General features: G+C 49.6%; 25 protein-coding genes and 1 tRNA gene. 15 read left to right on the forward strand and 11 right to left on the reverse strand.

Annotation, left to right across the window (positions count from 1 at the left end):
- Positions 1-44 precede the first annotated feature (44 nt).
- The 3 genes from PV02_RS03685 to PV02_RS03695 are packed head-to-tail and all read left to right on the forward strand — an operon-like array spanning position 45 to position 1,665.
- Positions 45-290: a glutaredoxin family protein gene (locus PV02_RS03685; RefSeq protein WP_256622008.1), complete on the forward strand. Its 246-nt coding sequence runs from the start codon at positions 45-47 to the stop codon at positions 288-290.
- Positions 287-1,225 carry a thioredoxin-disulfide reductase gene (trxB, locus tag PV02_RS03690; RefSeq protein ID WP_256622009.1) on the forward strand — a complete coding sequence of 313 codons (939 nt, stop codon included), beginning with the start codon at positions 287-289 and terminating at the stop codon, positions 1,223-1,225. The genes PV02_RS03685 and trxB overlap by 4 nt, the downstream gene beginning before the upstream one ends.
- A 23-nt stretch (positions 1,226-1,248) precedes the next feature.
- Positions 1,249-1,665, forward strand: a complete 417-nt coding sequence (locus PV02_RS03695) for a DUF2111 domain-containing protein (protein ID WP_256622010.1) — start codon at positions 1,249-1,251, stop codon at positions 1,663-1,665.
- A 6-nt stretch (positions 1,666-1,671) separates the two neighbouring features.
- On the opposite strand, the gene PV02_RS03700 is transcribed toward PV02_RS03695, so the two are convergent.
- Entirely contained in the window at positions 1,672-1,881 is a 210-nt protein-coding gene (locus tag PV02_RS03700) for a hypothetical protein (protein ID WP_256622011.1), read from the reverse strand.
- A 74-nt stretch (positions 1,882-1,955) separates the two neighbouring features.
- Between PV02_RS03700 and larB the strand changes: the two genes are divergently transcribed.
- The 7 genes from larB (at position 1,956) to PV02_RS03735 (ending at position 9,011) form a co-directional block, all read left to right on the forward strand.
- Positions 1,956-2,732 (forward strand): nickel pincer cofactor biosynthesis protein LarB, encoded by a 777-nt coding sequence (gene larB / locus PV02_RS03705; protein ID WP_256622012.1) that lies wholly within the window; start codon positions 1,956-1,958, stop codon positions 2,730-2,732.
- Positions 2,733-2,796: 64 nt separating this feature from the next.
- Positions 2,797-3,981: a nickel pincer cofactor biosynthesis protein LarC gene (larC, locus tag PV02_RS03710; protein WP_256622013.1), complete on the forward strand. Its 1,185-nt coding sequence runs from the start codon at positions 2,797-2,799 to the stop codon at positions 3,979-3,981.
- A gap of 105 nt (positions 3,982-4,086) precedes the next feature.
- On the forward strand, positions 4,087-4,983 hold the full coding sequence (locus PV02_RS03715) for a serine/threonine-protein kinase RIO2 (protein ID WP_256622014.1): 897 nt from the start codon (positions 4,087-4,089) through the stop codon (positions 4,981-4,983).
- 32 nt (positions 4,984-5,015) lie between these two features.
- Positions 5,016-6,989 (forward strand): DUF460 domain-containing protein, encoded by a 1,974-nt coding sequence (locus tag PV02_RS03720; RefSeq protein WP_256622015.1) that lies wholly within the window; start codon positions 5,016-5,018, stop codon positions 6,987-6,989.
- 2 nt (positions 6,990-6,991) lie between these two features.
- On the forward strand, positions 6,992-7,597 hold the full coding sequence (mobA, locus tag PV02_RS03725) for a molybdenum cofactor guanylyltransferase (protein WP_256622016.1): 606 nt from the start codon (positions 6,992-6,994) through the stop codon (positions 7,595-7,597).
- A gap of 25 nt (positions 7,598-7,622) precedes the next feature.
- Entirely contained in the window at positions 7,623-8,147 is a 525-nt protein-coding gene (locus tag PV02_RS03730) for a hypothetical protein (RefSeq protein WP_256622017.1), read from the forward strand.
- A gap of 201 nt (positions 8,148-8,348) precedes the next feature.
- On the forward strand, positions 8,349-9,011 hold the full coding sequence (locus tag PV02_RS03735) for a tetratricopeptide repeat protein (RefSeq protein WP_256622018.1): 663 nt from the start codon (positions 8,349-8,351) through the stop codon (positions 9,009-9,011).
- Here PV02_RS03735 and PV02_RS03740 read toward each other — a convergent pair.
- The 5 genes from PV02_RS03740 to PV02_RS03760 form a co-directional block, all read right to left on the reverse strand.
- Positions 9,004-10,242 carry an MBL fold metallo-hydrolase gene (locus PV02_RS03740; protein WP_256622019.1) on the reverse strand — a complete coding sequence of 413 codons (1,239 nt, stop codon included), beginning with the start codon at positions 10,240-10,242 and terminating at the stop codon, positions 9,004-9,006. The genes PV02_RS03735 and PV02_RS03740 overlap by 8 nt on opposite strands.
- A 19-nt stretch (positions 10,243-10,261) precedes the next feature.
- Complete coding sequence (locus PV02_RS03745; protein ID WP_256622156.1) at positions 10,262-12,487, reverse strand: DNA topoisomerase I; 2,226 nt, start codon at positions 12,485-12,487, stop codon at positions 10,262-10,264.
- A gap of 563 nt (positions 12,488-13,050) precedes the next feature.
- Positions 13,051-15,309 carry an amino acid permease gene (locus PV02_RS03750; RefSeq protein WP_256622020.1) on the reverse strand — a complete coding sequence of 753 codons (2,259 nt, stop codon included), beginning with the start codon at positions 15,307-15,309 and terminating at the stop codon, positions 13,051-13,053.
- Positions 15,310-16,205: 896 nt separating this feature from the next.
- Complete coding sequence (locus tag PV02_RS03755; RefSeq protein WP_256622021.1) at positions 16,206-16,343, reverse strand: hypothetical protein; 138 nt, start codon at positions 16,341-16,343, stop codon at positions 16,206-16,208.
- A 662-nt stretch (positions 16,344-17,005) separates the two neighbouring features.
- Positions 17,006-17,761: a helix-turn-helix transcriptional regulator gene (locus tag PV02_RS03760; RefSeq protein WP_256622022.1), complete on the reverse strand. Its 756-nt coding sequence runs from the start codon at positions 17,759-17,761 to the stop codon at positions 17,006-17,008.
- 294 nt (positions 17,762-18,055) lie between these two features.
- On the opposite strand from PV02_RS03760, the gene PV02_RS03765 reads away from it, so the two are divergent.
- Positions 18,056-18,829: an exodeoxyribonuclease III gene (locus PV02_RS03765; RefSeq protein ID WP_256622023.1), complete on the forward strand. Its 774-nt coding sequence runs from the start codon at positions 18,056-18,058 to the stop codon at positions 18,827-18,829.
- Between the two features lie 38 nt (positions 18,830-18,867).
- Here the strand turns inward: PV02_RS03765 and PV02_RS03770 are convergent, their stop codons facing one another.
- The gene (locus tag PV02_RS03770; protein WP_256622024.1) at positions 18,868-19,323 is read right to left on the reverse strand and encodes a TIGR00725 family protein; all 456 of its coding nucleotides are present in this window, start codon (positions 19,321-19,323) and stop codon (positions 18,868-18,870) included.
- A gap of 19 nt (positions 19,324-19,342) precedes the next feature.
- Positions 19,343-19,864 carry a DUF367 family protein gene (locus tag PV02_RS03775; protein ID WP_256622025.1) on the reverse strand — a complete coding sequence of 174 codons (522 nt, stop codon included), beginning with the start codon at positions 19,862-19,864 and terminating at the stop codon, positions 19,343-19,345.
- A 203-nt stretch (positions 19,865-20,067) separates the two neighbouring features.
- Between PV02_RS03775 and minD the strand changes: the two genes are divergently transcribed.
- The 4 genes from minD to PV02_RS03795 are packed head-to-tail and all read left to right on the forward strand — an operon-like array spanning position 20,068 to position 24,873.
- Positions 20,068-20,862: a cell division ATPase MinD gene (minD, locus tag PV02_RS03780; protein ID WP_256622026.1), complete on the forward strand. Its 795-nt coding sequence runs from the start codon at positions 20,068-20,070 to the stop codon at positions 20,860-20,862.
- Positions 20,863-20,884: 22 nt separating this feature from the next.
- Positions 20,885-22,951: a type II/IV secretion system ATPase subunit gene (locus PV02_RS03785; RefSeq protein ID WP_256622027.1), complete on the forward strand. Its 2,067-nt coding sequence runs from the start codon at positions 20,885-20,887 to the stop codon at positions 22,949-22,951.
- Positions 22,944-23,867 carry a type II secretion system F family protein gene (locus tag PV02_RS03790; RefSeq protein ID WP_256622028.1) on the forward strand — a complete coding sequence of 308 codons (924 nt, stop codon included), beginning with the start codon at positions 22,944-22,946 and terminating at the stop codon, positions 23,865-23,867. Before PV02_RS03785 ends, PV02_RS03790 begins: the two co-directional genes overlap by 8 nt.
- Position 23,868: 1 nt before the next feature.
- The gene (locus PV02_RS03795) at positions 23,869-24,873 is read left to right on the forward strand and encodes a type II secretion system F family protein (protein ID WP_256622029.1); all 1,005 of its coding nucleotides are present in this window, start codon (positions 23,869-23,871) and stop codon (positions 24,871-24,873) included.
- Here the strand turns inward: PV02_RS03795 and PV02_RS03800 are convergent.
- The 3 genes from PV02_RS03800 to PV02_RS03810 form a co-directional block, all read right to left on the reverse strand.
- The gene (locus PV02_RS03800) at positions 24,866-25,444 is read right to left on the reverse strand and encodes a FumA C-terminus/TtdB family hydratase beta subunit (RefSeq protein WP_256622030.1); all 579 of its coding nucleotides are present in this window, start codon (positions 25,442-25,444) and stop codon (positions 24,866-24,868) included. The genes PV02_RS03795 and PV02_RS03800 overlap by 8 nt on opposite strands.
- A complete protein-coding gene (locus tag PV02_RS03805; RefSeq protein WP_256622031.1) occupies positions 25,441-26,280 on the reverse strand; it encodes a fumarate hydratase in 840 nt (279 codons plus the stop codon). The genes PV02_RS03800 and PV02_RS03805 overlap by 4 nt, the downstream gene beginning before the upstream one ends.
- Before the next feature lie 15 nt (positions 26,281-26,295).
- Positions 26,296-26,381: transfer RNA gene (locus PV02_RS03810), tRNA-Leu, on the reverse strand.
- Between the last annotated feature and the right edge of the window lie 193 nt (positions 26,382-26,574).

A 26,574-nucleotide genomic window follows, 5' to 3' on the forward strand; every position in this document is an offset into this window, starting at 1 on the left:
TCAGATAATAGATTGAATGAAGAATCTAACAGGAGTGGTATATTTTGGTAAAGGTAACCCTTGTTCATTCGGAATGGTGTCATTTCTGCCCGACCGCGAAGGAACTCTGGCGCGAACTGAAGGAAAAGTATGACTTTGAGTATGAGGAAGTCGAGCTGGACACACCTGAAGGTAAAGAGCTTGCGAAAAAGTTCAAGATCCGCTCTATTCCTACAACGATAATCGATGACAAGGTTGTATTCGTGGGTGTGCCTGACAGGGAAAAGGCAAGCCATGTCGTTGTGGTATGACGGTTGAGAGTATGTATGACCTGATCATTATAGGAGCAGGGCCTGCAGGGCTGGCTGCATCTATATACGCCGCAAGGTACGGACTGGATACGCTGGTACTCGAGCAGTCCGCAGTCCCCGGGCAGATATCCATGGCAACGGTGATAGAAAACTATCCCGGCTTCATTTCTGCTTCCGGAAAGGAACTCATGGGCCGCTTCAAGGAGCATGCCCTGGCTAACGGGGTCACAATAAAGAAGGCCGATGTTATAAAAGTTGAATCTGTAACCGATAAGAAGCTTGTTCTCACCCGAGAGGAGGAGCTCCATGCACATGCGGTCATCATTGCAACAGGTGCGAACCCGCGGCTTCTCGGCGTTCCGGGTGAGAGAAAGCTGCTGGGGAAAGGTGTATCTTACTGTGCTACCTGTGACGCTCCTTTCTTTGAGGACCAGGAGGTTCTGGTTGTGGGCGGGGGCGAGTCAGCTGTCACCGATGCCCTGATCCTGTCAGGTATCGCAAGCAAAGTCTATGTTGTCCACAGGAGGGATACTCTCAGGTCGTGTAAGGTACTGCAGCAAAGGGCTTTCCTGAAGGAGAATATCGAATTCATCTGGGATACCGTTCTCGAGGAGATCATAGGCGAGGATGCTGTGGAGAAGGTCATCCTGAGGAATCTGAAGACAGATGAAGTGACCGAAAAGAACATTGACGGGGTCTTCATATATGTAGGTATCAATCCCAATACCTCACTGGTTGAGCTTGACAAGAACGAAAACGGCTTCATAAGAACAAACGCGAGGATGGAAACTTCTGTTAAGGGTATCTATGCTGCCGGTGACTGCCGTGAGACATCTCTATGGCAGGTTGTCACGGCGGTTGCTGACGGGGCCGTGGCGGCGGTCTCAGCACAGGAGTACATTACAGGCCTCAAACTCAGGCCACAGGATATCTGAATCCATAAAAAGGGATGATCAAGATGAACGATAACAACGAATATGACCAGTATTGTCTCAGGATATGTGCAGACTCGACAGCTCAAGAACTGCAACCTGTAGCCCAGGTGGTACATGCCCTGCTGGGAATACCTGTTACTATCCGAAGCAGGAACCATAAGGGCATCCGCATGGAGAGGGGCGTGGTCCTTGAAACGGAATACACGGGTCCGGTCCTGGAAGAAGCGCTCCAGACAAATACTGTTATCAGGAAGGTGCCATCCGAAGGGACCTATAAGGGGAAAGCTGTAGTAGTGGTTCCCATAAGAGGACATGTAGGTGATGCGATAGCTGCCATAGGTGTTGTGGATCTTGTAGCTGCAATGGATATACTGTACATGTTCAGGGAATATCCGGGAGTCATCGAGGAAGTGGAGGAAGCCAGGAGCAGGATGAAATAATCCCTCTTAAAGATCCCTGAATTTCTGGAGCTTGATGGCCTGTCCTATCACAAGTGCAACTATGGAGATTGCGATGGCAAGCAGTATGACCATTATTATATTCCCTGTCTCTGCATACTTCATCATGCTGTAGAACAGGAAAGCACTCAGTAAAGCACCAACTGCAAGCAGGATTGCGATCGGCAATGAATATAATTTTCCAAGCGGTCCTTCCATAAAGGGAACAGAGCTTTATTCATATTATACTTTTCTATTACAAACAATCATGCTTTTATGACACGGAGTCTCAAATGGAACTAAAGAACATACTTAGCAAAGTACATGATAATGAGCTGGATCTGGAAACCGCAGAAGCGCAGATACGCTCTATGGGCTATGTTCCTGTTTCCGATATCGCGAAGGTGGATATTTTCAGGAGGCATCGCACCGGGATAATGGAAGCCATCCTGGCTGAGGGCAAAGACCCTGAGGATGTGGTGCAGATAGCAAAGGCGCAGGTTGCTGCTACTGGCAGGGTGCTCATAACCCGCCTGGGTGTGAAGCACAGGGAGGCGCTGGAATCCGACTTCAAGCCGGTAGAGATCGAATGGAGCCTGCACCGGAACGCAGCAGTTGTCCACGACGGTACGCCCTCACCAAGGACCGGGGGTGTTGTCGCCATTATTACAGCCGGTACTGCTGATATTGACGTTGCCGAGGAGGCCCGCATGGTGGCCCATGAACTGGGCTGCGAGACCATTGCCATCTATGATGTGGGTGTTGCAGGCTTCCACAGGCTGGTAGGGGAGATGCTCAAGCTCCAGGACCGCAAGCCTGATGCCATAGTTGTGGCAGCCGGAAGGGAAGGAACCCTACCGACAGTAGTCTCCGGCCTTGTGGATGTACCCGTTATTGGTGTTCCGGTATCAACCGGCTATGGAGCAGGGGCAAAAGGCGAGGCTGCCCTGCTCTCGATGCTGCAGTCATGCTCTGTCCTCTCGGTGGTTAACATTGATGCAGGCTTCGTGGCAGGCTCTTTTGCCGCAAGGATAGCAAACACAGTGGCAAAGGCCAGGAGCAGGGAATAGTCCTGAAGTCCGTCCTGCAGAAGTAAAGCCGGATGGACGCCATTAAATGAAAGGATGTGAAAGCATGAGATCACTTATATTCGACCCTTTTTCAGGAGCAGCAGGGGATATGATACTTGCAAGCCTTATCGGGCTTGGTGCGGACAGGGAAAAGGTAAGGGAAGTAATAGAATCCGCAGTCGACGTTACGGTATCCGTGGGTAGTGCCGATAAGCGTGGTATAAGGGCGGTTGACGTAAAGATACATGCCCCCCGGGAGACTCACCACCGGCATTACCACGACCTGGTGGATGTAATTAAAAGTGCAGGGCTTCCTCCCGCAGTGGAGCAGAGTGCCCTTGGGGTGTTTGCCATAATGGCCGAAGCTGAGTCAGGTGTGCACGGTGTGCCTCTTGAGGAGCTGCACTTCCATGAAGTGGGTCAGAATGACGCCCTTGCGGATGTGATAGGTTCTTGTTATGCCATCCATGAGATTGCCGCAGATGCAGTGCTGTGCACGCCAGCAAATGTTGGCGGGGGAAAAGTGAAGGCTGCACACGGAATGATGTCAGTTCCCGCACCTGCAACCCTGGAGATCCTGAAACAGGGGGGATTGCTGTTCTATGGTTCCGGCAGCCGGGAACTGCTGACACCTACCGGTGCGGCCTTGCTTGCCTATTTCGCAAAGCCCGTGGAGAATATTCCAAGGGGACAGGTCATATCCGTAGGTTACGGTGCAGGAGATGCCGATACCGAGGACCCGAATGTGCTGCGTGCGATACTGATGGATATGCATGACACACTGTCCCGGGACACTATAGAAGTCCTGGAAACCAATGTGGATGATGTCACCGGTGAAGTTCTCGGGAACCTGTTCGACCGCCTGCTCTCGGCCGGTGCAAGGGATGTCACCATCACTGCCGCGATAATGAAGAAGGGCAGGAGCGGCCATATCATTAAAGTCATAACGAAGCCTCAGGACAGCGATAATGTTGCAAGGGTGCTGATGAAGGAAACCGGAACCCTCGGGGTGCGCGTGATCCCCACAAAACACCGCTACATTGCAGACCGCCGCATGGAAAAGGTCCCCGTCGTCCTGCGGGGTGAGGAGTTCGACGTTCCTGTCAAGATAGCCCAGGACCGGACAGGGGAGATACTGCACATGTCCGCGGAGTACGAGGACTGTCGCAGGATCGCCGAAAAAGTGAAGCTGCCGCTCAAGGAGGTCATGAGGAGGGTCGAGGAGGAAGCCTGGGAAAGATTTGCCTAGCATCGCTTCCTTTCTTTCCTTCCTTTCTGTTCGCAAGACACGTAAGGCAAATTCCTTACAACTTCACCAAAAGCAATCTAAACCATACAGCCAATTACACAGCAGATGATAGACGATGTCATAAAACAGTTCAAAGAACTGGACAACAAGGACCTGCGCATACTGCAGGGCATTGAGATGGGCATGAAACACTATGAATGGGTGCCTGTGGAAGAGCTTATGAAGTTCACCAGGCTGCCGTTCGCCGCGCTGGAACACAAGCTCAGGCAGCTCATGCGCAAGAAGATGGTCGTGGCAACCAACACTCCCTACGAGGGATACCAGATATACTTCGATGCATACGACGCCCTTGCTCTCAACACATTTGTCAAGAGAGGCACCGTGAGCGCCATAGGGGATGAGATCGGCGTCGGTAAGGAGTCCGTCGTTATCGAGGCTGTACGGGAGGCCGAGCTTGGGATCGGTGAGCCCCAGGGAGTCATCATCAAGTTCCACAGGGAGGGCAGGACCAGCTTCAAGAGCGTAAAGAGGGTACGTTCCCACCTGGATGACAAGGAACACTTCTCATGGATATATGCCGCCAGGCTTGCTGCCAAAAGAGAGGCAGACATAATGAAGCAGCTTTATCCGGATGTCGCTGTGCCTAAGCTGATAGACAACAACCGGCATGCACTTGTCATGGAAGTTGCACCCGGCTCCCTTCTCTACCGGACGAAACTGGAAGATCCGGAATGGTTCATGAACACGATAATCGATCAGCTGAAGGCCACTTACGGAAAAGGCATCATACACTCTGATATCAGCGAGTACAATATCTTCGTATATGACGGTGGAGTGCAGATAATCGACTGGCCCCAGTATGTGGATACAGGCCACCCCCAGGCCGATGAGCTGCTTGCCAGGGATGTGCTCAATGTGCTCAAATACTTCAAGCGTAAATACAATATCAGCAGGGATCAGGATGAAGTGATGGCCTATATAAAGCAAGTCCAAGAGTCATAACTATATGCTATCGCCAACATAAGTTACATTGTATGCAGAACGGGGTTATTTACGGTATTGATATCGCCAAAGGTTCCTCCAGGGCTCAGGACGTGCCACGGTATGCGGTTGCAGTCCTCCGGGAAGGCGAGATCACACCATATACCATGCTGCGCAGGCATAAGATCCTGGGAATGGTGCAGAGGGATCGGCCTGATTATATTGCTGTTGACAATATATATGAGCTGGCCGCTGACAAGAACGACCTGATGCAGTTCCTTGGCAGGCTGCCTGAGAACACCAAGCTGGTCCAGGTTACAGGTGGTATCCATCAGAAGCCCCTGCTGCGCCTTGCCCAGGAACACGGAATCTCCTTCAACCAGTTCAATCCGGTCGAGGAGGCAGAAGTTTGTGCAACCCTGGCAAGCCTGGGCGTGGGCTGCGAGGTATCCCTTTTTGAGGATGTCACAAAGATAAAGATAAGCAGGGCACGCTCTCTTGGAAGGGGTGGCTGGAGCCAGAACCGCTATCGCAGGAAAGTGCATGGCGGGGTGAAGGAGAAGAGCAGGGAGATAGAGAACGTATTGCGGAGATTCTCCAGGGAGACCGGCTTCACTTACAGCGCAAAGGCTACAGAGGGCTTTGGTGGCTATGTGAGGGTGGAGTACACGGTAAATGCAAGAAGGGACAAGGTGCCTGTAAAACCTTCCAATACCGCCGATGTTCAGGTGACCGTCAAAAGCGTGGAAAGGGACAAGATAAAGTACCTGCCTCTGAAGAAGAAGGACAGGAAATACACTATAGTAGGGATAGATCCCGGAACAACGGTTGGCATAGCCATACTTTCCCTTGAGGGGGAATTACTGCTCTCGCGCAGTATCCGCGGGATATCACATGATGAGGTCGTCAAGCTGATCGCCGAATACGGTAAACCGGCGGTGGTTGCCACTGATGTCTTTCCCACCCCCGCGGCCGTTGAGAAGATACGCCGCAGTTTCAATGCAGTCCTGGGTACGCCCGGCGGGGAGATGAGGGCAGAGGAGAAGATAGCGCTGGCCAGGACATTCGGCTATTCCAATGACCATGAAAGGGATTCCCTTGCAGCGGCGCTCACAACATACAAGAATTACAAGAATGTCTTCTCCAGGATCGAGAAAAGGACTCCTAAGTACCTTGATATCGACAGGGTGAAGTTCCATGTGATACATGGCGCTTCCATCGAGGAAGCCATTGAAAAGGTGCTGCCCTCGCCTAAGATGCAGAAGGATGTCAGGCCGGCACCTGAAAAGACCGAAGCGCCTGATGTTGACGAGCAGGTGAGCAGGCTGAGGGAGGAACTGAGCCAGAAGAATGCCCAGGTAAAGCAGCTTAAAGAATATGTGGCCGAGCTCAAATACGAATCCGGCCAGAAGGAGATCGAGATCGAGGCACTGGAGCATCGCATCAGCAAGATGAGAACTTCCGAGTCCCTTAAGGTGCGCAGGGACAAGGAGATACAGATAAGGGACCGCGAGATCGAGCGCCTTAAAAAAGAGCTGGCCGGCGCCCGCAAATCCCTGAAGAACCAGCGCTTGCATACAAAGCGCCTGAAGCAGATGCATAAGAAAGAGATGAAAGGCGAGGGCCTGCCGGTAAAGATCATCACGTCCTTCGCAAAGGAGGCCATACAGCATACAAAGGACACCTACGGCCTTAAAAAAGGCGACCTGGTATATCTTGAGAATCCCAGCGGCGGAGGCCCCGTTACCGCTTCCCTGCTTGCAGATTCAGGGGTCCGTGCAGTTATAACCTCAGAAGAGATACCGCACGCTGCCCTGGAATATTTCTACGACTCCAACCTGCCTGTGATAAGGGGCCTTGAGGTGCAGAGGGTGGATGATTTTGCGATGGTCGATCCAGCGATGCTGGACGAGGCCATCAGGGAATGGGATGAGAAGATACGGGCGCATGTGCGGGAAAAAGAGCATCAGCAGTTCAAATCGATACTGGACGAATACCGCAGTGAGCGCAGGCGGGGGCTTGCATAGGCTTGAAGAGATCCTCTGTATTGCTGGCAGGCGGCCTGGGAACAAGGCTTCAGGGAAGGGAGAAGGCGCTTCTTCCCTTTAAGGGAACCACTTTTATTGAGAATACCCTGCAGGTGCTGGAAACTGTATGCGATGAGGTGATCATCTCCTTCAGGGACGAAGCCCAGCGGAAGTACTTCGGATCTTATGCCCGCGGAAGGGACACCGTACTGGACAGGATGCAAAACACAGGTCCCCTTGCAGGCATGCTTGAAGGGTTCAGGGCTGCCCGCGGGGAATATGTACTTGTCACAGCCTGCGATATGCCTTATATCAGTGCGGATATCATTGAGCTCATGTTCAGGATGGCAGAAGGCCACGATGCAGTGGTCCCGGTGAGCGCCTCCGGTACAAGGGAACCCCTGCATGCCGTATACAGGAGAGTCCCGATGCTGCATGCGATAGCAGCCTCCCTGCAGGAGGGGGATAGGTTTGCCATGTCTCCTGTACTGAAACTGGATGACGTGTTGTATCCCGGAGCAGAGGCCTTATGTCACGGAGGCAAAGAGCTCATGTGCTTTGCCAACATAAACACTCCCGAGGATCTGGAAAAGTTAGAGGGCGACTGATATTTTGTCTGGTCCGGGTGATCTGATGGACAACTGCATACTGATAGAAAAAGCTGTAAGACGGATTGCCGATGCATATGATCTCGACCTTGATAAGGTTGAGAAAGCCATATACGGGTCCGAGTTCCCCCTCGACCTGCCCGGGATGATGGATGACGGATTGTATTGTTTCCGGGGACCCGATGATGAGGTAAGATACGATAACGCTTCAATCTGCCTTTCCAACAGGATCCTGGCAAACCCGGGAGTTGCCAGGGTCCTGCTATCCTCTATACGTTCCAGAATGGACCAATGGGACAGGGAGGATATCAACGATCTTCTCTCACTCCTCAGGCAGGCTGTCAGCATAATGGAGCTGAATCCTGACTTCTACACGGTCCCGGGATCGTATATAGATATCAATCACTTGCCCTCGGAACGCATCCCTGAAGATGTGAATGCCAGGTACAGGATATGGTCCATGGATAAAAAAGGGGTATGCCTTGTAGGTATTGATGCGGACCGGCTTATGCATATAGATGATATCCGAAAGTCTTTAAGTATGATCTGAAGTGGCCTGTCCCGAAACATGAATGGCGTAGATGTTGCTGTTTTTAACTAGTTTTGGCATGCTATCCCCTCTGATTCTCAAGAGATTCATATAAAGCTGCCTAAAAGATTCGATAAGTTAATAATGTTGATGTGCGTTAACAAAATAGGAATAGTTCTAATATACTGATACTTGCATATTTATTATTCCTTTATCCTGATAGTGGAGCTGGTTGGCAGGATGGAGAGCGATACACCGGAAGAATGGTTCAAACTGGCTTTTGACTCGGATGAGCCGGAAGAGAAAATAGAGTATTTAGACCTCATACTCGAATGTGAGACAAGGGACCCTGCTCTCTGGAGCGATGATGCTATTGCTCTTGTATGGAACAATAAGGGAATTGCTCTCACTTTTATGGGAATGTATGCAGAATCACTGGACTGCTTCGAGAGGTCCCTGAATCTTAACAGGAACGATACTGACGTATGGTACAATATGGGAGTTGCCTTTTTTAATCTGGGACTATTCGAGGAAGCCATTGATTGCTATAACAGGATCCTGCGCATCGATCCGCGCAATGACAATGCATGGATAAACAAGGGTGATGTCCTCGTATACATTGGCAGGCATAACGAGGCTCTGGATTGTTACACCAAGGTTCACAAGGAAATAGAGCTTGACAACAAATTCGCGATAGTGTGGAATAAAAAAGGGATGGTCTATCTCGACCTCTGCCTTTACGAGAATGCTGCCGAATGTTTCTCAAAGGTGCTCTCAATAGATCCTGAACATGAGAGCGCCATCGAGAATCTGAGGCTTGCCATGGAAGAAGCTAAAATGAAGAACAGCCTCGTGATCCATGCGCAGACACAGACATTCAGATGATGAAACTATCACCCAGCTCAGGTGCGTATGCGTCTACGCCGGTCTCATTGCTGACCCATTCTGCAAAAGCCACTGTGTCTTCCCCGTGCATGGTGAACACATGCTCAGTGCCCCTGTCACAGAAATCCTTCACAATTCCCTTAAGCTCCCTGTCTCCGCAATGAGCCGAGAAATCATACTGCTCGACCTTTATTGCAAGCTGCTGGATGACCCCATCATTATCTATTATGCCGTTATCAAGGGCCATCCTGCCATTGGTGCCCTCAACCTGGTATCCGGTTATCAGGATCTTTGATTTCGGGTCCTTGTACAGCCTTTTAAGGTAATGGAGCACCGGTCCTCCGTTCAGCATTCCTGCGGTGGTCACTATCACTGAGGACTCAAGCTGCACTTTGTCCCTTTTGCTCCCGTCCACCGCAATGGCATTTGTAAAGGCCCTTCTCAGGTGCGTGGGGTTGCGCAGGGCCTCAGGGTGCTTGATCATTATCTTGTAGGCGGAAACCCCAAGTCCGTCGACATAGGCTGTAATGCCGTGCGCATCCAGGAGCATGAGTATCTCCTGTGTCCTTCCTATGGCGAAAGCCGGGATTATCACATTTCCTCCCATGTCGATTGTGTCCGTGAGCGAGTCCATGAACGCCTTTTCTATCTCTTTCCTCGGAGGGTGATCTTCCCCGAAATAAGTACTTTCAATGATCAGCGCATCCGCATCCGGGAAATCGGTGGCACCTGACACAAGTCTAGTATCTATCGTGTTAATGTCCCCCGTATAGAATACGCTCTTCCGGCTCCTGTCCTCTATATGGATGGCTGCGGCGCCGGGTATATGACCGGCATCATAGAACTGCGCCCTGTAGCCATGTACATGGAATTCCAGGCCTGGTTCGATACGACGTGTGTTCTCTACGAATCTTGAAAGATCGGTGCTGTCGTATGCGGCAATCTCTCCGCTTCTCTCCGCGATCCTCAGGGTATCCCTGGCAAGCATGCTTGAAAGATCGAATGTGAGTGGCGTCATATAGATGTCAGGTGCAATGTCCATCAAACTGGGAACTGCGCCCGAGTGGTCAAGGTGCGCATGCGAGACGAGCACAGCCTCAGGCCGTGCGCCGCTCACCGGGTACTGGGCGACCTCGCCGGGTTTTATGCCGTAGTCCATCATTATCCTGTCATCGACCAGGACGGCCGAGCGTCCTACTTCCCTGCATGCTCCTTTGAATTCCAGTTTCATATGATCACCTTTTCAGTGTTCAGGCAACGGCATCCTGCCAGCTCCTGATCTTCTTTACCGGAATATTCGTAGTTCTTGAAAGTTCCAGTGGATCGATACTGACCAGGTCCTTGACATCGGATACTCCCGCCTCGGTAAGTTTTTCGGCGGTAACCTTCCCTATACCTGATATGTCGGTTATCTTTTTAGGTTTTATCTTACCGTTGTTATTCTTCTTCTCCTCTTCCTGCACTTTCTGCCACTCAAGGAAATTACATTGCGGGCATCCCAGGTTCCAGGGTCTTTTGCCGGAGTTGATGATGCTGATATGGTAGAGGTCATGCTGGTCGCATGTCTTCTCGGTCACTATCACTTTCCCGCCACGGGGCAGGGGCAGTGAGAAATTGCACTCCGGGTACCCTTCACAGCCTATGAAACGTCCTCCTTTCTTTGAGCGCATGACCATAAGCTTGGAGCCGCATTCAGGACATACTCCTATTATCTTGTCCTCTCTCAGGCCGGCACGCAGTGACTCACTTATATTGTCCCTGTTCTCGGCAAGGTCCCTGAAGACCGAGAACAGCATCTCCCTAGATTCATTGAGCACCTCTTCCTCAGGGATCTCACCTTCCGCTATCCTGTCCATATCTGCTTCCAGCTTGCTTGTCATGTCGGGTTTTGATATGGTGGGTGCGAACTTTTCAAGCGACTCGACCACGGCAAAGGCTGTCTTGGTAGGCTGGAGAGGGTTCCCATGTATATATGCCCTGGAGTATAGCTTGCTGATGATCTCGTGGCGTGTGGCCTTTGTTCCGAGGCCGAGTTCCTCCATGATCTTGATAAGCCTGCCCTGCCCGTATCTACCCGGGGGCTGCGTCTCCTTCTCTGCGACATCCTTGCTCAGGACCGCAAGCTGATCGCCCTCCGTGAGTACCGGGAGCAGCCGGTCCTCCGGCGCGTTGTAGGGATAGTACCAGCGCCAGCCGGGGACCACAAGCCTGGCCCCGTTGGCCTTGAACTCCTCTCCGCTGATATCGAAACGAGCCTTTATGGTCTCCCACTCTGCAGGCTCGGCAAATGTTGCGAAAAAACGCCTGACAACAAGTTCGTAGACTTTCCATTCCTGCTCGCTCAGCTCTGATTTCTTTGCAAGGGATGCAGGATAGATAGGCGGGTGGTCTGTTGTTTCCTTCTTGCCCCTGGTGGGCACGAGTTCCTTCTTTGCAAGGAGCTTCTCAGCATACTCCTTGAAAGGACCTTTGGCGAATATCTCGATCTGCGCCCTAAGGTCGATACTTTCAGGATAGACAGTATTGTCAGTCCTTGGATATGAGATAAAACCGTTCATGTAGAGTGATTCTGCAATGTTCATCGCACTTGAGGCAGTGTAACCCAGGGCACTTGCCGCACTGATGAACTCGGTGGTATTAAAGGGCGTGGGTTGCTTGTCAGTCTTGGTGGATGTCGTTATGCTTGAGACCAGTGCAGTGTCTTTAAGTTTCTTAAGGATACTGTCAACCTCTTCTTTTTCCCAGAAGCGGCTGGTCTTATGCTCTGCCTGGAAGATCTCTCCTTTCTTTGTCTGCAGGCTTGCTGAGAGTTCCCAGTACTTCTTAGCCACGAAGGCGTCCCTCTCCTTCTCACGTTCCACTATGAGTGCAAGCGTGGGTGACTGTACCCTGCCCACGGACAGGAACATGTTGCCCAGGCGTCCGGCGGCAAGGGAGATGTACCGCGTGAGGGAAGCACCCCATACAAGGTCAATGACCTGCCTTGAATGTCCGGCATCAGCGAGGTTGAAGTCTATCCGGGAAGGGTTCCCGAAGGCATCATGTATCTCCTTGGGTGTGATTGCACTGTAGTGAACCCTGTCGAATTCGATATCGGGGTTGACACTTTTAAGTATGTCCACAGCTTCGACACCGATAAGCTCTCCTTCCCGGTCGTAATCAGTGGCTATTGTCGCTTTTGTTGTTTCCTTACCCAGTTTCTTGAGTGCGGACACTATCTTGACCTGTGTGGATGTGGTGATCACCTGGGCATCTATCAGCTCTTCTGCCTCGACCTTCTGCCAGTTGTTGTATGCCTTGGGAAAGTCAAGCTTTACAATATGGCCGCTCAGGCCGATGAATACCTTTCTCTCTTCTCCGCTACCGAACTCATAGGTGTCGACCCCGCTTACCCTTATCTGTTTCAGTTTGTCCTGGGAAAGGATGCTTGCTATCCTTTTCGCCGCTATATGTTTCTCTGCTATGATGAGATGCATATTATCTCCAAAGTCCCTCATGAGATGAATGAATTCTAGAACGTTGTTCAAGCCTGAAATCCGCAAAAAGGTTTTTTGTTTTGAGCGGTTTTCCAACTTTTAAATGTAAAAATCATTCTGCTAAATATAGTTATCGCAAAAATGATCGCGACAGGAGATATGAGACGGTCATCAGGTGATTGATAATACAGGATTGCGCATCCTCTCAGGATCATAGCCCGTAAGAAGGAATGGCCGGGTAAGTCCATTCCGGGCCATATCATTTATCTTTACTGGAAAGGTTCGATGTCTTCGAGAATTGCTTGGAGGTCATATTCTCATATTTTGTCATATTATCGCAGTAAACGATTTAAGATTGTTTCATTATTAATTAATAATAACTTATTTTCTTGAAGGAACACCAATTCCTCCGGTTTACAGTAAGGACCGGGTCAGCGCCGGATCAGAAGCAGACCAAGGCTTTTATAGGAAAGTTGCAGGAAAGTAGAGCCATTAGCAGGGCTGAAAGAATGTTATCAGGTCTGAATATAAAAGGGATAAGGACAGACACCACCAGTGCAGATTCAGAGGCCCGGCAGGCCATTATCCTGTGACTCCTTCTTTCTGTTCACTCTGGCTCTGTACCTGCGGATGTACTTTTTGAGCATGTAGTTGAGACTTTCCTTGGATATTGGCTTGGACCTCTTGACTATAAGTACAGGTTTCTTGGAGTGCCTGGCAATTCTCTGGGAAAGTGTCCCGAGAAGAGATATCTTGAACCTCTGGCTGGAATCCCCGATAATTGTCAGATCGTTGCTTTCAGCAGCTTCCAGTATGGCATCCTCGATCGAGTACCTTTCCAGTATCCTGCACTCAAGAGGTATTGTGTCCTCCTTCGTTGACAGTTCCGATATCCTGGCAGTGATCTCTTCCTTCATATCCGGTTCCATATCGGGGCTGATGACTGCCATTACAACGATCCCTGCTCCTGTATTGGCAGCCAGTCTCTTTGCAAGATGGAGGCCGTATACAGCATTTTCCTTCCCATTGTATGCGACTAGGATCTTGCTGATCCTGTCAGGCAGGTATCCTTTCATAAGGAGGATCTGCTTTTTAGAGTAAGTGAGCACTTCGCTTGCGACCTCGCCAAGGGAGTACTGGAATCTGCTTGACTCGTGCCATCCCATAATTATGCTGTCAACGTTCTCGATCTCTGCCTGCTCTATTATCGAGTTTGCGACGTCATGGTCAAAAGCAACGATGTAGTCCCTCTTGTGACCAAGGATCGCAGGATATCTGTCAAATTCCCTCCTGAAACTGAAATCCATTTCCATATGCCTGTCATGGTATGTCTCGCGGGCCACCTGCAGGCTTGTCTGGCTCGGCACTTTGATCACGTGAAGTCCTATCATCTCACTTCCCAGGCAGTCAGCCAGTTTAAGCAGATCACGTTCGTGCCTGGGGTTGGATATGGGTACAAGTACCTTGGCAAAAGGCCCGGTCTTTATAGTAGGTTGATCGATTGTGTTTTCCAGCAGATCGAACAGGTTGTACCTGGGCATGGCCTTCCCTCTTCCGTAGTACCTGAACCAGCCCGCCCCTGCGAACACCATGATCAGTGCGAAGAACAGGGGCAGCATCCCAAGAAGCGGTAGCAGTATAAGGCTTCCTGCGATCCCTATGATCTGGGTCAACGGGAAGAAGGGATCCCTGAAAGTAGGCTCATATCCCGGCAGGGTGCGCTTCCTGAGTATTATCACAGCCACATTGAGCAGCACAAAGATAATTATGTTGAAAGCGCCCCCGAGCCTTGCCAGCTGCTCTATGTCGAACAGGAACAGAAGAAGGATCATAATGATACCCGTGACAAGTATTGCATTGGAAGGCGTTTCGAATGTCCTGTGGATCCTTATGAACCACTGCGGCATGAGCGCATCCCTGCTCATGGCAAAAGGGAATCTCGAGGACGACAGGATGGCCCCGTTGGCTGTGGAGAGCGTGGCAATGAATGCAGCAAATATAAGCATAATCCTTCCTGTGTCTCCTGCCAGGGTATTTGCGATATCTGCAAGAGGGGTGACGCTGGATGCAGATGCTCCAGGGGTGGCTACTCCGACCACCACTGCCATTATGCCTACATAGAACAGGGTAACTGTCACTGCAGAGGCAATGAATGCAAGCGGAAGATTCCTTGATGGGTTCTTGACCTCTTCCGAGACCGCAGAGATCTCTGCAAGCCCGAGATAGGATATGAAGATCATCCCGGTGGTGGTGAGTACGGACACAGGTCCGTAAGGCACTGCAGGCCTGAAGTTATCCGGTTCTACGAAGAGTGCAACTTCGTATATGAAGGCAAGAAGGATAAGTATCAGCAATGCAACAATAACGTTTTGCAGCGAACCGCTGCTTTTTGCACCGCGGTAATTGATCACAAGCAGGATGATGCCTGCTGCGACTGCAATGAGGTATAGCGGGAGATAATAGAATAGCTGGAAATACTCTGCAAGCCCGATAAGGGCAAAGGAGCCTTTGAATATCAATGCCAGCCAGGAGCCAAGGCCGATGACCGTGCCAAGTACAGCTCCCATTGTGCGGCTTATATAATAATAGCTCCCGCCCGCAGAAGGCATCCCGGTTGCCAGTTCCGCCATGCTGATGGCTGTAGCGATCGATATGATGCCACCCAGCAGGAACGATAGTATCGCGCCCGGGCCAGCGTTTGCCATGGCGATGCCCGGGAGGATGAATATCCCTGCGCCTATCATCGTGCCGGTGCCAATGGCAAAGGTCGAGAAAAAGCCCAGGCCACGTCCCAATCTTTCCTTAGTTTCCACTGCGGCCATTTACACCCTCCCTCCGGTTATCTCTGATCATATCTCTGTGTGTGCTAAATACAACACGGTCATGGGCGTATTACATGCAAGAGGTATATGAGTTTAATGTATATAGATGAAGGCAGTCCGGGCACGGCATATAGGCACTTGCACGCCAGGGAGAGTTGCAATCTATCTGTAAGCTGCAAGAGAGTCACTAGTTCGTCTTTATCAGACACACTTCATTGTGCGGATATTAAATTGGTCAGTTCATAGCTGTCATCGATCCTTCGTACAAGATGCCTTTCATTCAATAATCTTCATCTGAGGAAGTAGCACCTGTCTGGACGTATCCAGTGCTTCCATAATGGCCGTTGTTTCCTGCGGCCCCTCCTGTAGCATTAAAAGCGCATTCATTCTCTTCTCAGATGCAAATATCAGATCGATCAAAGGTCTCATTAACTGCCCACTCAGGAAACCATTCTACACTATACAGTTTTTAGTAGCGGGTTATTTAGTGGAAAGAAACTTTGATCCTGAAGCAAAAGTAAAAAGGAAATCACGTTTTTTATCTCAGTAGTGAATTAACTCAAAGTTACTTACGTTCGGAAAGTCGTGTTGGAATACATGTTTAGCCTCTGCCTCCGTGTCTGCATGCACGGGCACCTCTCGAAATGTGTTTTCATCCTGCCTGAACTTTATCCAAAAGCACATGTAACAAATCTCCTTAATCTATACGGGTATTCTACTTGATACGTAAGCAATGTTCTTTGCATTACAATTCGATACACATTCCATCATCAGGAGACGAATGGCACTCACAATCCGAGCAGCGATAGAGTGTGTTCGGGCCCACTATCTCTTTTGTAAGGATTGCCTTACACCTGCTGCAAGATCCTATTTTTTGTTCTCTTATACTCCCACCTCTATGCAAATACCATCAAGGAATCCAGTCTGGCTGTCCCCTTACGGGTCCAGTATCCGCATATTGCGCAATGCTGCAGGTTCTGGTAAAGGTCACGCAGACGTGCTTTACACTCAGGACATTCATTTAATTGCTTCATTTATTCACCCCACTTTTAACAGGAATCATTTCTCAACCCACTGCTGAGGAATCATCCTGACTTCTCTTGTCAATTACATATTCCTACTTAACATAACCCGTCCTGAATTTCACAAGCGCGGTTATAATCATAAGACGCTGGAATATGCGATAACAAACGATTTGCATGGATCGTAAAATATCTCCCATCCCCTGAATTTTCAACAGCATTGAATCTTATGTTACCGCGGGAATATGATCTGATACACTCATTTCTGATTCTGGCTGAAAAACATGGCCCTGCCAAAAAGAACCTCATGTCAGATATTAAACCGGGTTCAGGTTATATAAAAAAAGCAACTACTAGGTATTACGGGTCGTGGGGTAAAATGAGCCGCAAGGGAGCGGAGTAGGAAAGAGATGTTGGGGAACATCCCGGATTCGTAAGGAGAGAGGCGCCTTAAAGCGTGGTGGTTTATCGGCGCCTCATTCTATCCAACTTGGTAAGCCATTAAGACGGCTTGAGGGATATTGGGGAATATCTCGGATCCGTAGGGAAGAGTGGTGCTTCAAAGAGTAGTGGCTTCAAGCACCTCTCCTTACTTATCAACTAATCCAGAAAAGGTTTTTTTAGTATAAAACAGTCTCGTAGTCGAAAATATTTTCACGCGGGGAATATTTTGATCAAAGTTCTGTGGCCGGTATTGAAGCCTTGAGATAATGGTCATATAATTCAGTTGTCCATTCTACTGCGCTGGAACTGAAGCAAATCAACTGTTTGTTGTCATATTCGCCAGTTTTCGACAGCAACCTGAAAAAGGCACAGTAGTCATTATAACCGAAAGAAACAAAATTCGTGTCATGATTATAGACAAACAGGTCAAACTTCCCTGTACTGATATATCTGTTAAACTCATCCTTATAATTAGAGCTTATCCTTTCAAAGAGCTCCTTGCTGGCAATATACTTTATGCGGTCCACGTTATCTATCCATTCGCTGTAGATCTCGGGGAAATTAGGATAGAGGAATGTGAAAAAAAGGGACAGTGCCTTTGATTCCACAGAAGTCTTGTGAAAATCTTTATTAATATCATATAACTCCATCAAAGGAGGATTTATTATACTGCAGGGACGCAAATGATCCAACCGGTTGACCAAATGAGGCGGGATAAAACCAAGGTTATGTGTTCCCCAGTAATCAATATCATTATCCAGGACATCCACTGTGCTTGTTAGAGGAGCCATGTCCTTAACGATCAATTTTCCAATGGGCGTCAGCTCATAAGTCTCTTTGTTGTGAGAAACAAGATAATGCTCTTCCAGTACTCTTATCTGCGGAAGCAGTGCCTGTCTAGTGGTGTCAAGAGAGCCGAGAAGATATTCCATTTCCTGAGGTCCGTCTTTCAATAATAAAAGAGTGTTCTTTCTCTTCTCTGACATAAAAATAACATCAAGTAACGCCTTCCTCATTATCTCTGCTTCCTTCAGAATACTGAATCATAGAATAAGTATATAACCATATTTGTGTGACTGATTCTATTTATAGTGTTTTAAGGTAAATCCTCTGAAAACTGGAAATTCGCCATGAATAAGGTTGAATAAAAAGTCCAGAATCAGATGTACAACACAAGTCTGTTGCAATCTGTGAAAAATCCATTCCTTTGTTCTGTGCCTATATGGTGCATCCTTTCCCATCGGTTTTAATAGATGAGGCCCATTTGTACATGGGTCACTATGGAAAAAATGAAGATCATCTCATGGAACGTCAATGGAATCCGGTCCGTGCAGAAAAAAGGCTTTTTTGAATGGATGCGGCAAGAGCAACCTGATATCCTGTGCATCCAGGAAACAAAGGCCCAGAAGGGACAGCTGGGTTCCGGGTTCACTGAAGTGCAGGGTTATCACAGTTATTTCTCCTCTGCTGAAAAGAAAGGTTACAGCGGTGTGGCCATATACACCAAAAGGGAGCCCTTAAGTGTGAAGTGCGGTTTCGGTATCCCCAAATTCGATACTGAGGGCCGGGTCCTGATAGCAGATTACGGGCAGTTCGTGCTGTTCAACATATATTTCCCCAATGGCAAGGCCTCCCGGGAAAGGCTTGATTACAAAATGGAGTTCTATGATGCTTTCCTGGAATATGCCCGCGAACTGAAAGGGCAGGGGCGCAAGCTCATAATATGCGGCGATGTGAACACGGCCCACAGGGAGATCGACCTGGCCCGCCCGAAGGAGAACGAGACCATATCAGGCTTTTTGCCGGAAGAGAGGGCATGGATAGACAAGTTCCTCTTACAGGGATATGTGGATACCTTCAGGTTCTTCCACCCGGAGCCGGGCCAGTATACCTGGTGGAGCGTCAGGGCGGGGGCAAGGGCACGCAACGTGGGCTGGAGGATAGACTATTTCTATGCAAGCGAGAACACCATGGAGAACATCCGTGACTCGTTCATAATGCCGGACATCCAGGGTTCCGATCACTGTCCGCTGGGGATCATAGTGGAGTTCTGACCGTCACATGTAGTGGAAACTATCAGAGTATGCGCCGATCAAACACCAAGGCCATTCATTGCCAGCTCGACAGCCTCTGCGGGACTGCAGGCTTTTACAGTCCCTTCTATTTCCCATTTTGACCGGAATGTAACTACCTTTTTACCCATTTTCAGGGCAAGCGCTATCTCTGAAAGTGTTCCGTACTCCCCTCCTATAGCTATCAGCACATCGCATGACTGGGCTATGATGGCATTGCGGGCATGTCCCATATTGCTCAGTATGAAAATATCTATGAATGGGTTTGCGCCATGGCGGCTATCTCCGGGAAGTATACCTATGGTGGTCCCACCCTCCATTTTCGCTCCCCTCGCAGCAGCTTCCATCACGCCGCTGCGTCCTCCACATATAAGGGAAGCGTTCCTTTTTGCTATCTCTCTTCCCACTTCCTCTGCTGCCTTCCCGACTGACTCCTCACAGGCACCCGCACCTATCACTCCTATCTGCGGTCTCATGGGTCTTCCAGTCCTCTTATTACATGTACTCGCTCTGGATCCGCAGTATTTCCTTACTGTCCTTTGCCCGGGAGTATTCCTCAAGGGGCTCGTGGTTAAGCTCAAGGAAGGTATGTCCCCAGTTGAACTTGTCCATCACTGCCTGAGCCTGTGTTTTGTTGCCAAGGATGTACAGGGCGGCGGCAAAGGCTTCTGCAGACGTGAGCTTGAATGGCCTGCCAAAATTCACGGGGTTACCTGCAACCAGGTAAGGCAGTGCACGGTGCTGGAGGTTGAGCCTGACCAGCTGGGGGAAGACCTCCTCCACGTGCTCCCATGAGCAATCAAGTACAGTTATTCCCTTTCTGGCATTATCTTCGGGAGAGAGCGCTTTCTCTGCCATGGGGTCCAGTAAAATGGATTCCCGTGGTATCCTGTTCACCTGTTCAAAAAGGCGGGCAAGTTCAAAACGTGCCATTTTCTTTCCTGTGCATTTCTTCGGATCACACTGGCTTGCATGATAAATGAAGAGCCTAACATCCTTCCCATTCTTTTCTTGCATGATTCTCCTTCTTTTATCATAGTATAATACTGCTTGTGTTGCTTAGTCTGCTGAAAGTGCTCCTTTATAAATCCTGATGCTTGCATAGGTATCTTTTTATATTTACACTACCTTATTTTAATAAATATATTTATATTTGAGATATGCTGGCCTGTCAGGTCGGCACAGAAAACAACTCACTAATATTTATAAAGGGGTGCTCAATGACTGCAAAGATATATACTGCCATCTCCGGAAAAGGTGGTACCGGTTCGACTACTGTTTCAATAAATGTTGGCGCTGCGATCGCAGGTTTTGCCAAGAAGACACTTCTCATTGATGCGGATATAGGAATGCCCACAGTCGGGCTCATGCTTGGCATTGAAACCTCCGGAGCCACACTGCACGATGTCCTTGCAGGTAACGCTGATGCCAGAGAAGCCATATATGATGGGCCGAACAACATGAAAGTGATGCCTGGCAGTATATCCCTGCAGAGCTTTCTTAACACGGATCCCGATAGGCTGGCTGATGTAGTGGAAAGTCTCAGGGAAGGCTATGATTTTATCATAATTGATTCTCCCACGGGTATCACCAAGAATTCCATTTCAGCGATATCCCTCGCAGATGAACTTATACTTGTCATGAATCCTGACATTGCTTCCCTTGCAGGTGCAATGAAGGTAAAGACCATTGCCGAATCCATGAACAAGCCCTTCCTTGGCTTTTTCCTGAATCGAAGCGCAGTAACCTCCAATGAACTTAACGCAGAAAGGATAGAGGGTACCCTCGGTATCAGACTACTTGAGAATCTGCCTGAGGATATCAGTGTCAAGAAGTCCCTGGCTTTCAAGGCCCCTGTTGTGGTGAAATACCCGGGCTCCCCCGTCTCAGTGGGATTCAATCGCCTTTCAGCATCAGTGGCAGGGCTAAAAGTACCTGCAGTTGAAACATATCAAGAGGGCAAGAAAGGAAAGAAAGGCAAGAGACTCTCTTTGTCTAAGAGCAGAAGCTCATGATCTGTTTGCACGAGGAGATAAAATGGATCATCATTCTGATAAGGATATATCCGATAAAGCGGATCCTGCTGTGCGTTCTGACCAGGAGCAGGGTAGTGAGCACGTACAGCATGCTCAGGGAATGAAAGACAACCAGCTAACTGAAAAAGAAAAGCTGGGCTCCCGGCTGTCGGCCTTAAGGGGTAACACTTCAGAAAGCAGCGGGCAGGAAATATCTGCTGATGACCGGCCTTCTGAAGATCTGGCAGACGATAACACAAGTGAGATCATCCCCCGTATCAATGAAGACTCTTTTGTGGATGAGCTTGCAAATCTCATACTTCCTGAGGATGAGACTGTAAGCGTCGAGGAGCTTAAAGGTAAGATAGATCTTCCCTACGAGGACATTTTCGAGGATGATGTCCCCGAAGAAAAAGAAACCTACTGGGGAATGATACTCAAGGAGATCTTCGAGCTGCCTGTCATTGATGAGGAGGATATTGAAGAGGAAGAAGAGAAGGAAGGCCTTAAGGACCGCATGAACAAGCTCTTCTCAAGGAAGAAGATCAACAGCGATCCTTACGATATGATAGAGCACGGGCCGGTGGTTGATTTTACCATTCCTGCAGACAGCCCTTACAAGGAAGTGGAGCTGTACGATGTAAACGCGCCTTATGCTTATGTAAGGATAGCATACAACCCGGAATCACACGAGTTCCAGTACCAGGCGCTGGAGCCCCGGCTTTCCCCGAAGGAACAGGAACTGCTGGATGCTATAAAGATCAGGTTCATCGAGTCCCTTGATATAAATCTCAAGGAAGTGTCCCGGCAGAACGCAGAGAGTTTCCTCAGGGAAAAGACAATGGATTATCTCCAGGAGTACCAGATCGATATCTCTCCTAAGAAACGTGAAAAGATAATGTACTACATCGTCCGTAACTTTGTAGGCTACGGAGAAATAGACGTGTTCATGAGGGACCCCAACCTTGAGGATGTGTCATGTGACGGCCCCAACACGCCTATTTATGTCTATCACAAGGTTTACAACTCCATTCCCACCAGCGTGGAGTTCGCAGACGACGAAGAGGTCGACTCCTTTGCCATCAAGATCGCCCAGATATGCGGAAGGCACATTTCCATAGCGAACCCGCTCCTGGATGCAACCCTGCCGGATGGTTCCCGTATACAGCTCACACTCGGGCGTGAGATAACCACCCGTGGGAGTACCTTCACCATCAGGAGGTTCAAGGACAACCCCATAACACCTGCAAACCTGATAGACTACCATACATTCTCAACGGCAATGCTGGCTTACCTGTGGCTGGCTGTGGATTCAAGCAAGAGCCTGATATTTGCAGGAGGCACTGCATCAGGAAAAACGACCGCAATGAATGCCGTATCCCTCTTTATCCAGCCTGAAATGAAAATAGTGTCCATAGAGGATACAAGGGAGCTTAACCTGTCCCACCCCAACTGGATCCCCGGTGTCACAAGACAGTCCTTCGGAGGCGCTGACAAGGGTTCGATCGAGATGTACGAGCTTCTAAGGGCTTCCCTGAGGCAGAGGCCCGAATACATACTTGTGGGTGAGGTGCGCGGAGTAGAGGCATTGACACTCTTCCAGGCAATGTCCACAGGACATACCACTTTCTCGACAATGCATGCAGACTCGGTTGCCTCGGCCATCCACAGGCTGGAAAACCCGCCTATCAATGTTCCAAGGATAATGATCCAGGCGCTTGATCTTATAGCTATCCAGGTTCAGGTCAAGGTAGGAGATAAGCGTGTCAGGAGATGCAAGACGCTCACGGAGATCGTAGGCGTTGACCCAAGGACCGGCGAACTGCTGACAAATGATGTGTTCTCATGGGATGCAGCAAGGGACATGTTCCATTACTCCGGCAGATCCTATGTTATTGAAAGTGTGATGGAGAGCAGGGGATGGACAGAGGAGAGGGTACGTGATGAGCTGAAGCGTCGCCAGGAGATCCTTGAGTGGACCAAGAGCAAGAAGGTTGCTCACTTCAGGGACTTTGCCAAGATAGTGGTTGCATACAACCGTGAACCGGAAACAGTAATGAAGATGGTGAGGCAGGATATGTATGTCTAACCTGTATTTTACGTTTGCATTCAACATCTTTGGCAAGTACTATACAAAGAGAAGAGTGGAATACTTCGGTCTTCGCTATAACCTGATGAAGAACAGGATGGACATGGCATATGATACCTATATGTCAGGTGCCTTGCTTAGTTCCCTCCTCTGCTCGGTGATATCTCTTATTGGCTTTACGGCAATTCTTATGTTGCTGGGAGTGCCTGAGATACGGGCCTCGCGCCTGATGCTTCCTGCCTGGACTGCTCCTTACATGGTATACAAACCCCTGCTGGTCGCTCTGGTTGGTAGTATACTTCTTGTGGTCCTGGTATTTATTGTGGTCTACAAGACATTCCTGCTGTACCCGCTAATAATGGCCGGTGACAGAAAGAGGAACATCGATACGATGCTGCCCTACGCTGTGAACTACATGTCTGCAATGTCAGGTGCAGGTGTGCTTCCTGTGGATCTTTTCCGTTCTCTTGCCAATAACAGCATATATGGGCAGGTATCAGTTGAATTCAGATACCTTGTACGTGATCTCGAAGTACTTGGCCACGATCTTGTTACTGCTATGAAGAACCTCTCGGCGACGACCCCCTCCTTAATGCTGCAGGATTTCCTGCAGGGGGCAATAACCGTTGTTACTTCAGGAGGTCAGATCGAGACCTATTTCCAGGTTAAGGCAGACCAGTACCTGCAGGAGAACAGGCAGAACCAGAAAGAGTTCCTTGAAACCCTGGGTCTGCTGGGGGAGACCTATGTGACTGCTTTTGTGGCAGGTCCGTTATTCCTTATAGTAGTGATGTCGATCATGTCGATCATGGGCAGTGCACAGCTTATATTCCTCTACCTGATCATCTATGCATTGATCCCTGTTGGAAGTATCATGTATGTTATCCTTATAAGCAGTCTGACCCCGGAGGCATAAGATGAAAGTAATTGACTTGATCCGGAAAGACCTGGTCCGGCGTGAACCTCCTTCTGACGAGCTACTGAGCGAGGAAGAATTATGCATGCTGGAAGACGGCCTGATAAATTCCAGGATGGAAGAAGCAAAGAAGAATGTAACTATCAAGGAATTCCTGAAAAACCCTGGCAGCACTTTCTATGCTCATCCGGAATACACTCTTGTGATCAGCCTGCCGGTGGCCTTGATCGTCTTCTTGCTTGGGTTGAGAATGACCTGGGGCACCCCTCTCATAGATGATGTCATGATCTTCACGGTCCTGATCATTGTCACCCCGCCAGCAATCGCTTTTCATAAAAAGTTCACGAATATAGACAAAGTAGAGGAATATCTGCCGACCTTCCTCAGGGACCTTTCCGAGCTCAGCAGGGCAGGACTTACTCTTTCAAAGGCTGTGGGCACGGTTTCGAGAGGAGAGTATGGCGCCCTCACGAAGGAGGTTCAGCAGATGGACAGGTCCATGTCATGGGGTATCTCCTTTGAGCAGACGCTGAAGAACTTCTCAAAAAGGGTCCCTACTCCTGTAATCGTGAGGTCGGTCTCGCTTATCAATCAGGCAAGCAGGGCAGGAGGACGTGTGTCCTCTGTGCTGGAAGCGGCTGCCCGGGATGCCAGGGAGGTCAAGCTGCTTGAACGTGAAAGGCGCGGGAACATGATGGTGTATGTGGTCATCAGCTACATGTCCTTCTTTGTCTTCATTTTCGTCATAGCGATGCTGACATCCACCTTCGTCCCGACCATGGCAGAAGCTGCAAAAGCGGCGCAGGGTTCAGGAGCAGGCTCAAGTTTTATAAGGGGATTTGACCCGGCCCAGTATACAAGGCTCATGATGCATGCGGCCGTAATTCAGGGTTTCATGAGCGGGCTTGTTGCAGGACAGATGGGTGAAGGGGCTGTGACCCAGGGACTGAAGCACTCTGTTATCATGACAATGATAGCATGGACGATCTTCACATTCCTTATCTGAGGCCGGAGAACACCTTCCTGGCCCTCTCCTCTATTTTTGCGAACAGATCGTTGCCCTTTGCATCTATGCCGACTATGAGCGGTCCGAAGTTCTCGACCCTGAGCACCCATACGGCTTCCGGCATTCCCAGGTCAGGCCAGTGCACAGTCTCTACCTCACGGATGTTCTCTGCAGCAAGGGCGGCACATCCACCCGTAAATGCAAGGTAAACGCATTTTCCTTTTAGCGAACCTGCGACATTGTCCATCCCGCCTTTCCCTATAAGGGCGGTGACATTATACTTGTCAAGAAGCCGGGGTGTCATCTTTGACATACGTGCGCTGGTGGTGGGACCTGCGGCAACGACTTCCCATCTGTCATCCTTTTGCCGCATCAGGGGCCCGCAGTGATAGATGGCAGCGCCTTCCAGGTCGAAGGGAAGCTCTTCTCCCTTTCCGGCAAGCTCGAGTATCCGGGCATGAGCTTCGTCCCTGGCTGTGAGGACCGTGCCTGTAAGATACACCACATCCCCTGTCGAGAGCTGCTCAAGTTCTTCTTTCTTCAGAGGCATGCTGAGATGGAACTCGGTCATTCGCCACCTCCCAGTGTAACCGAAGCATGCCGGTTGGCCCAGCATTGTATATTGACAGCCACAGGCAGGGATGCTGTGTGGCAGCAGGCCTTTTTGATGTGTACCGCAAGTGCCGTGGTGTCTCCTCCAAGTCCCATGGGGCCGATACCCAGGGCGTTTATATCTTCCAGCAGGCTCTTCTCAAAATCATCCATCTTGTCCGTGTCCTCCAGCAGGGCGAGCTTTGAAAGTCTTGCTGCCTTGTCAAAAGAACCTCCGATGCCTATACCTACAATGATCGGAGGGCAGGGCTTGCCGCCTGCCTTAAGTATGGTCTCAAGCACAAATTCACGGATGCGGTCTGCCTCAGTGGGATTGAACATCCTTATCGCGCTCATGTTCTCAGACCCCGCTCCCTTTGGAGCCGCAGTGATCCTTATCATGTTACCCTCAACGAACTCGTACTTTATGTCCGGGATCCCGTTGCCTGTATTGGTTCCGGTGTTATGGCGCGTGAGCGGGTCCACTGCGTTGGGGCGGAGAGGAATGGTCTTTGTGGCTATCTGCGCTCCCTCGATGATGGCTGCCTCAAGGTCGAAATCAAGCTTAACCTCTCGCCCGATCTCTACAAAAAAGATGAGTATTCCCGTGTCCTGGCAGACAGGCACCTGCTTTCGGGATGCTATGTCAATGTTCTTCAGAATGGCCCCGATCTGCTCCCTTGCGATATCCGAGGACTCCTGCGATGCGGCCCTTTTCAGGGCATCGGTAACATCCTGTGGCAGGCCTGTCTGGGCTTTCTTCAGTATCTCAACGACAGAGTTCACCACAGTATCATATGAAATGTCTGCTGCCAAAAAAGATCACCTGTATGGTGCGGGAGAAGGGATTCGAACCCCCGAACGCCTGCGCGAGAAGATCTTGAGTCTACCACCGTTGGCCGCTTGGTTACTCCCGCAATATGAGATTTTCGACATTTCTACATCGGTATTTATTATAAATCTATCTGTTACATGCCCGATGGTGAATATAGCTGCGCTGAACGCTGTTATTGCGTTTATATAAAAAGGTTTTTTGTTCTTTAATGGTATTTGCAAAGAATATTCCAAAACGATTAGGTTAAATATTTGTGACTCAATATTCATTTATCA

This window comes from Methanolobus chelungpuianus (assembly GCF_024500045.1).
Lineage (GTDB): Archaea > Halobacteriota > Methanosarcinia > Methanosarcinales > Methanosarcinaceae > Methanolobus > Methanolobus chelungpuianus.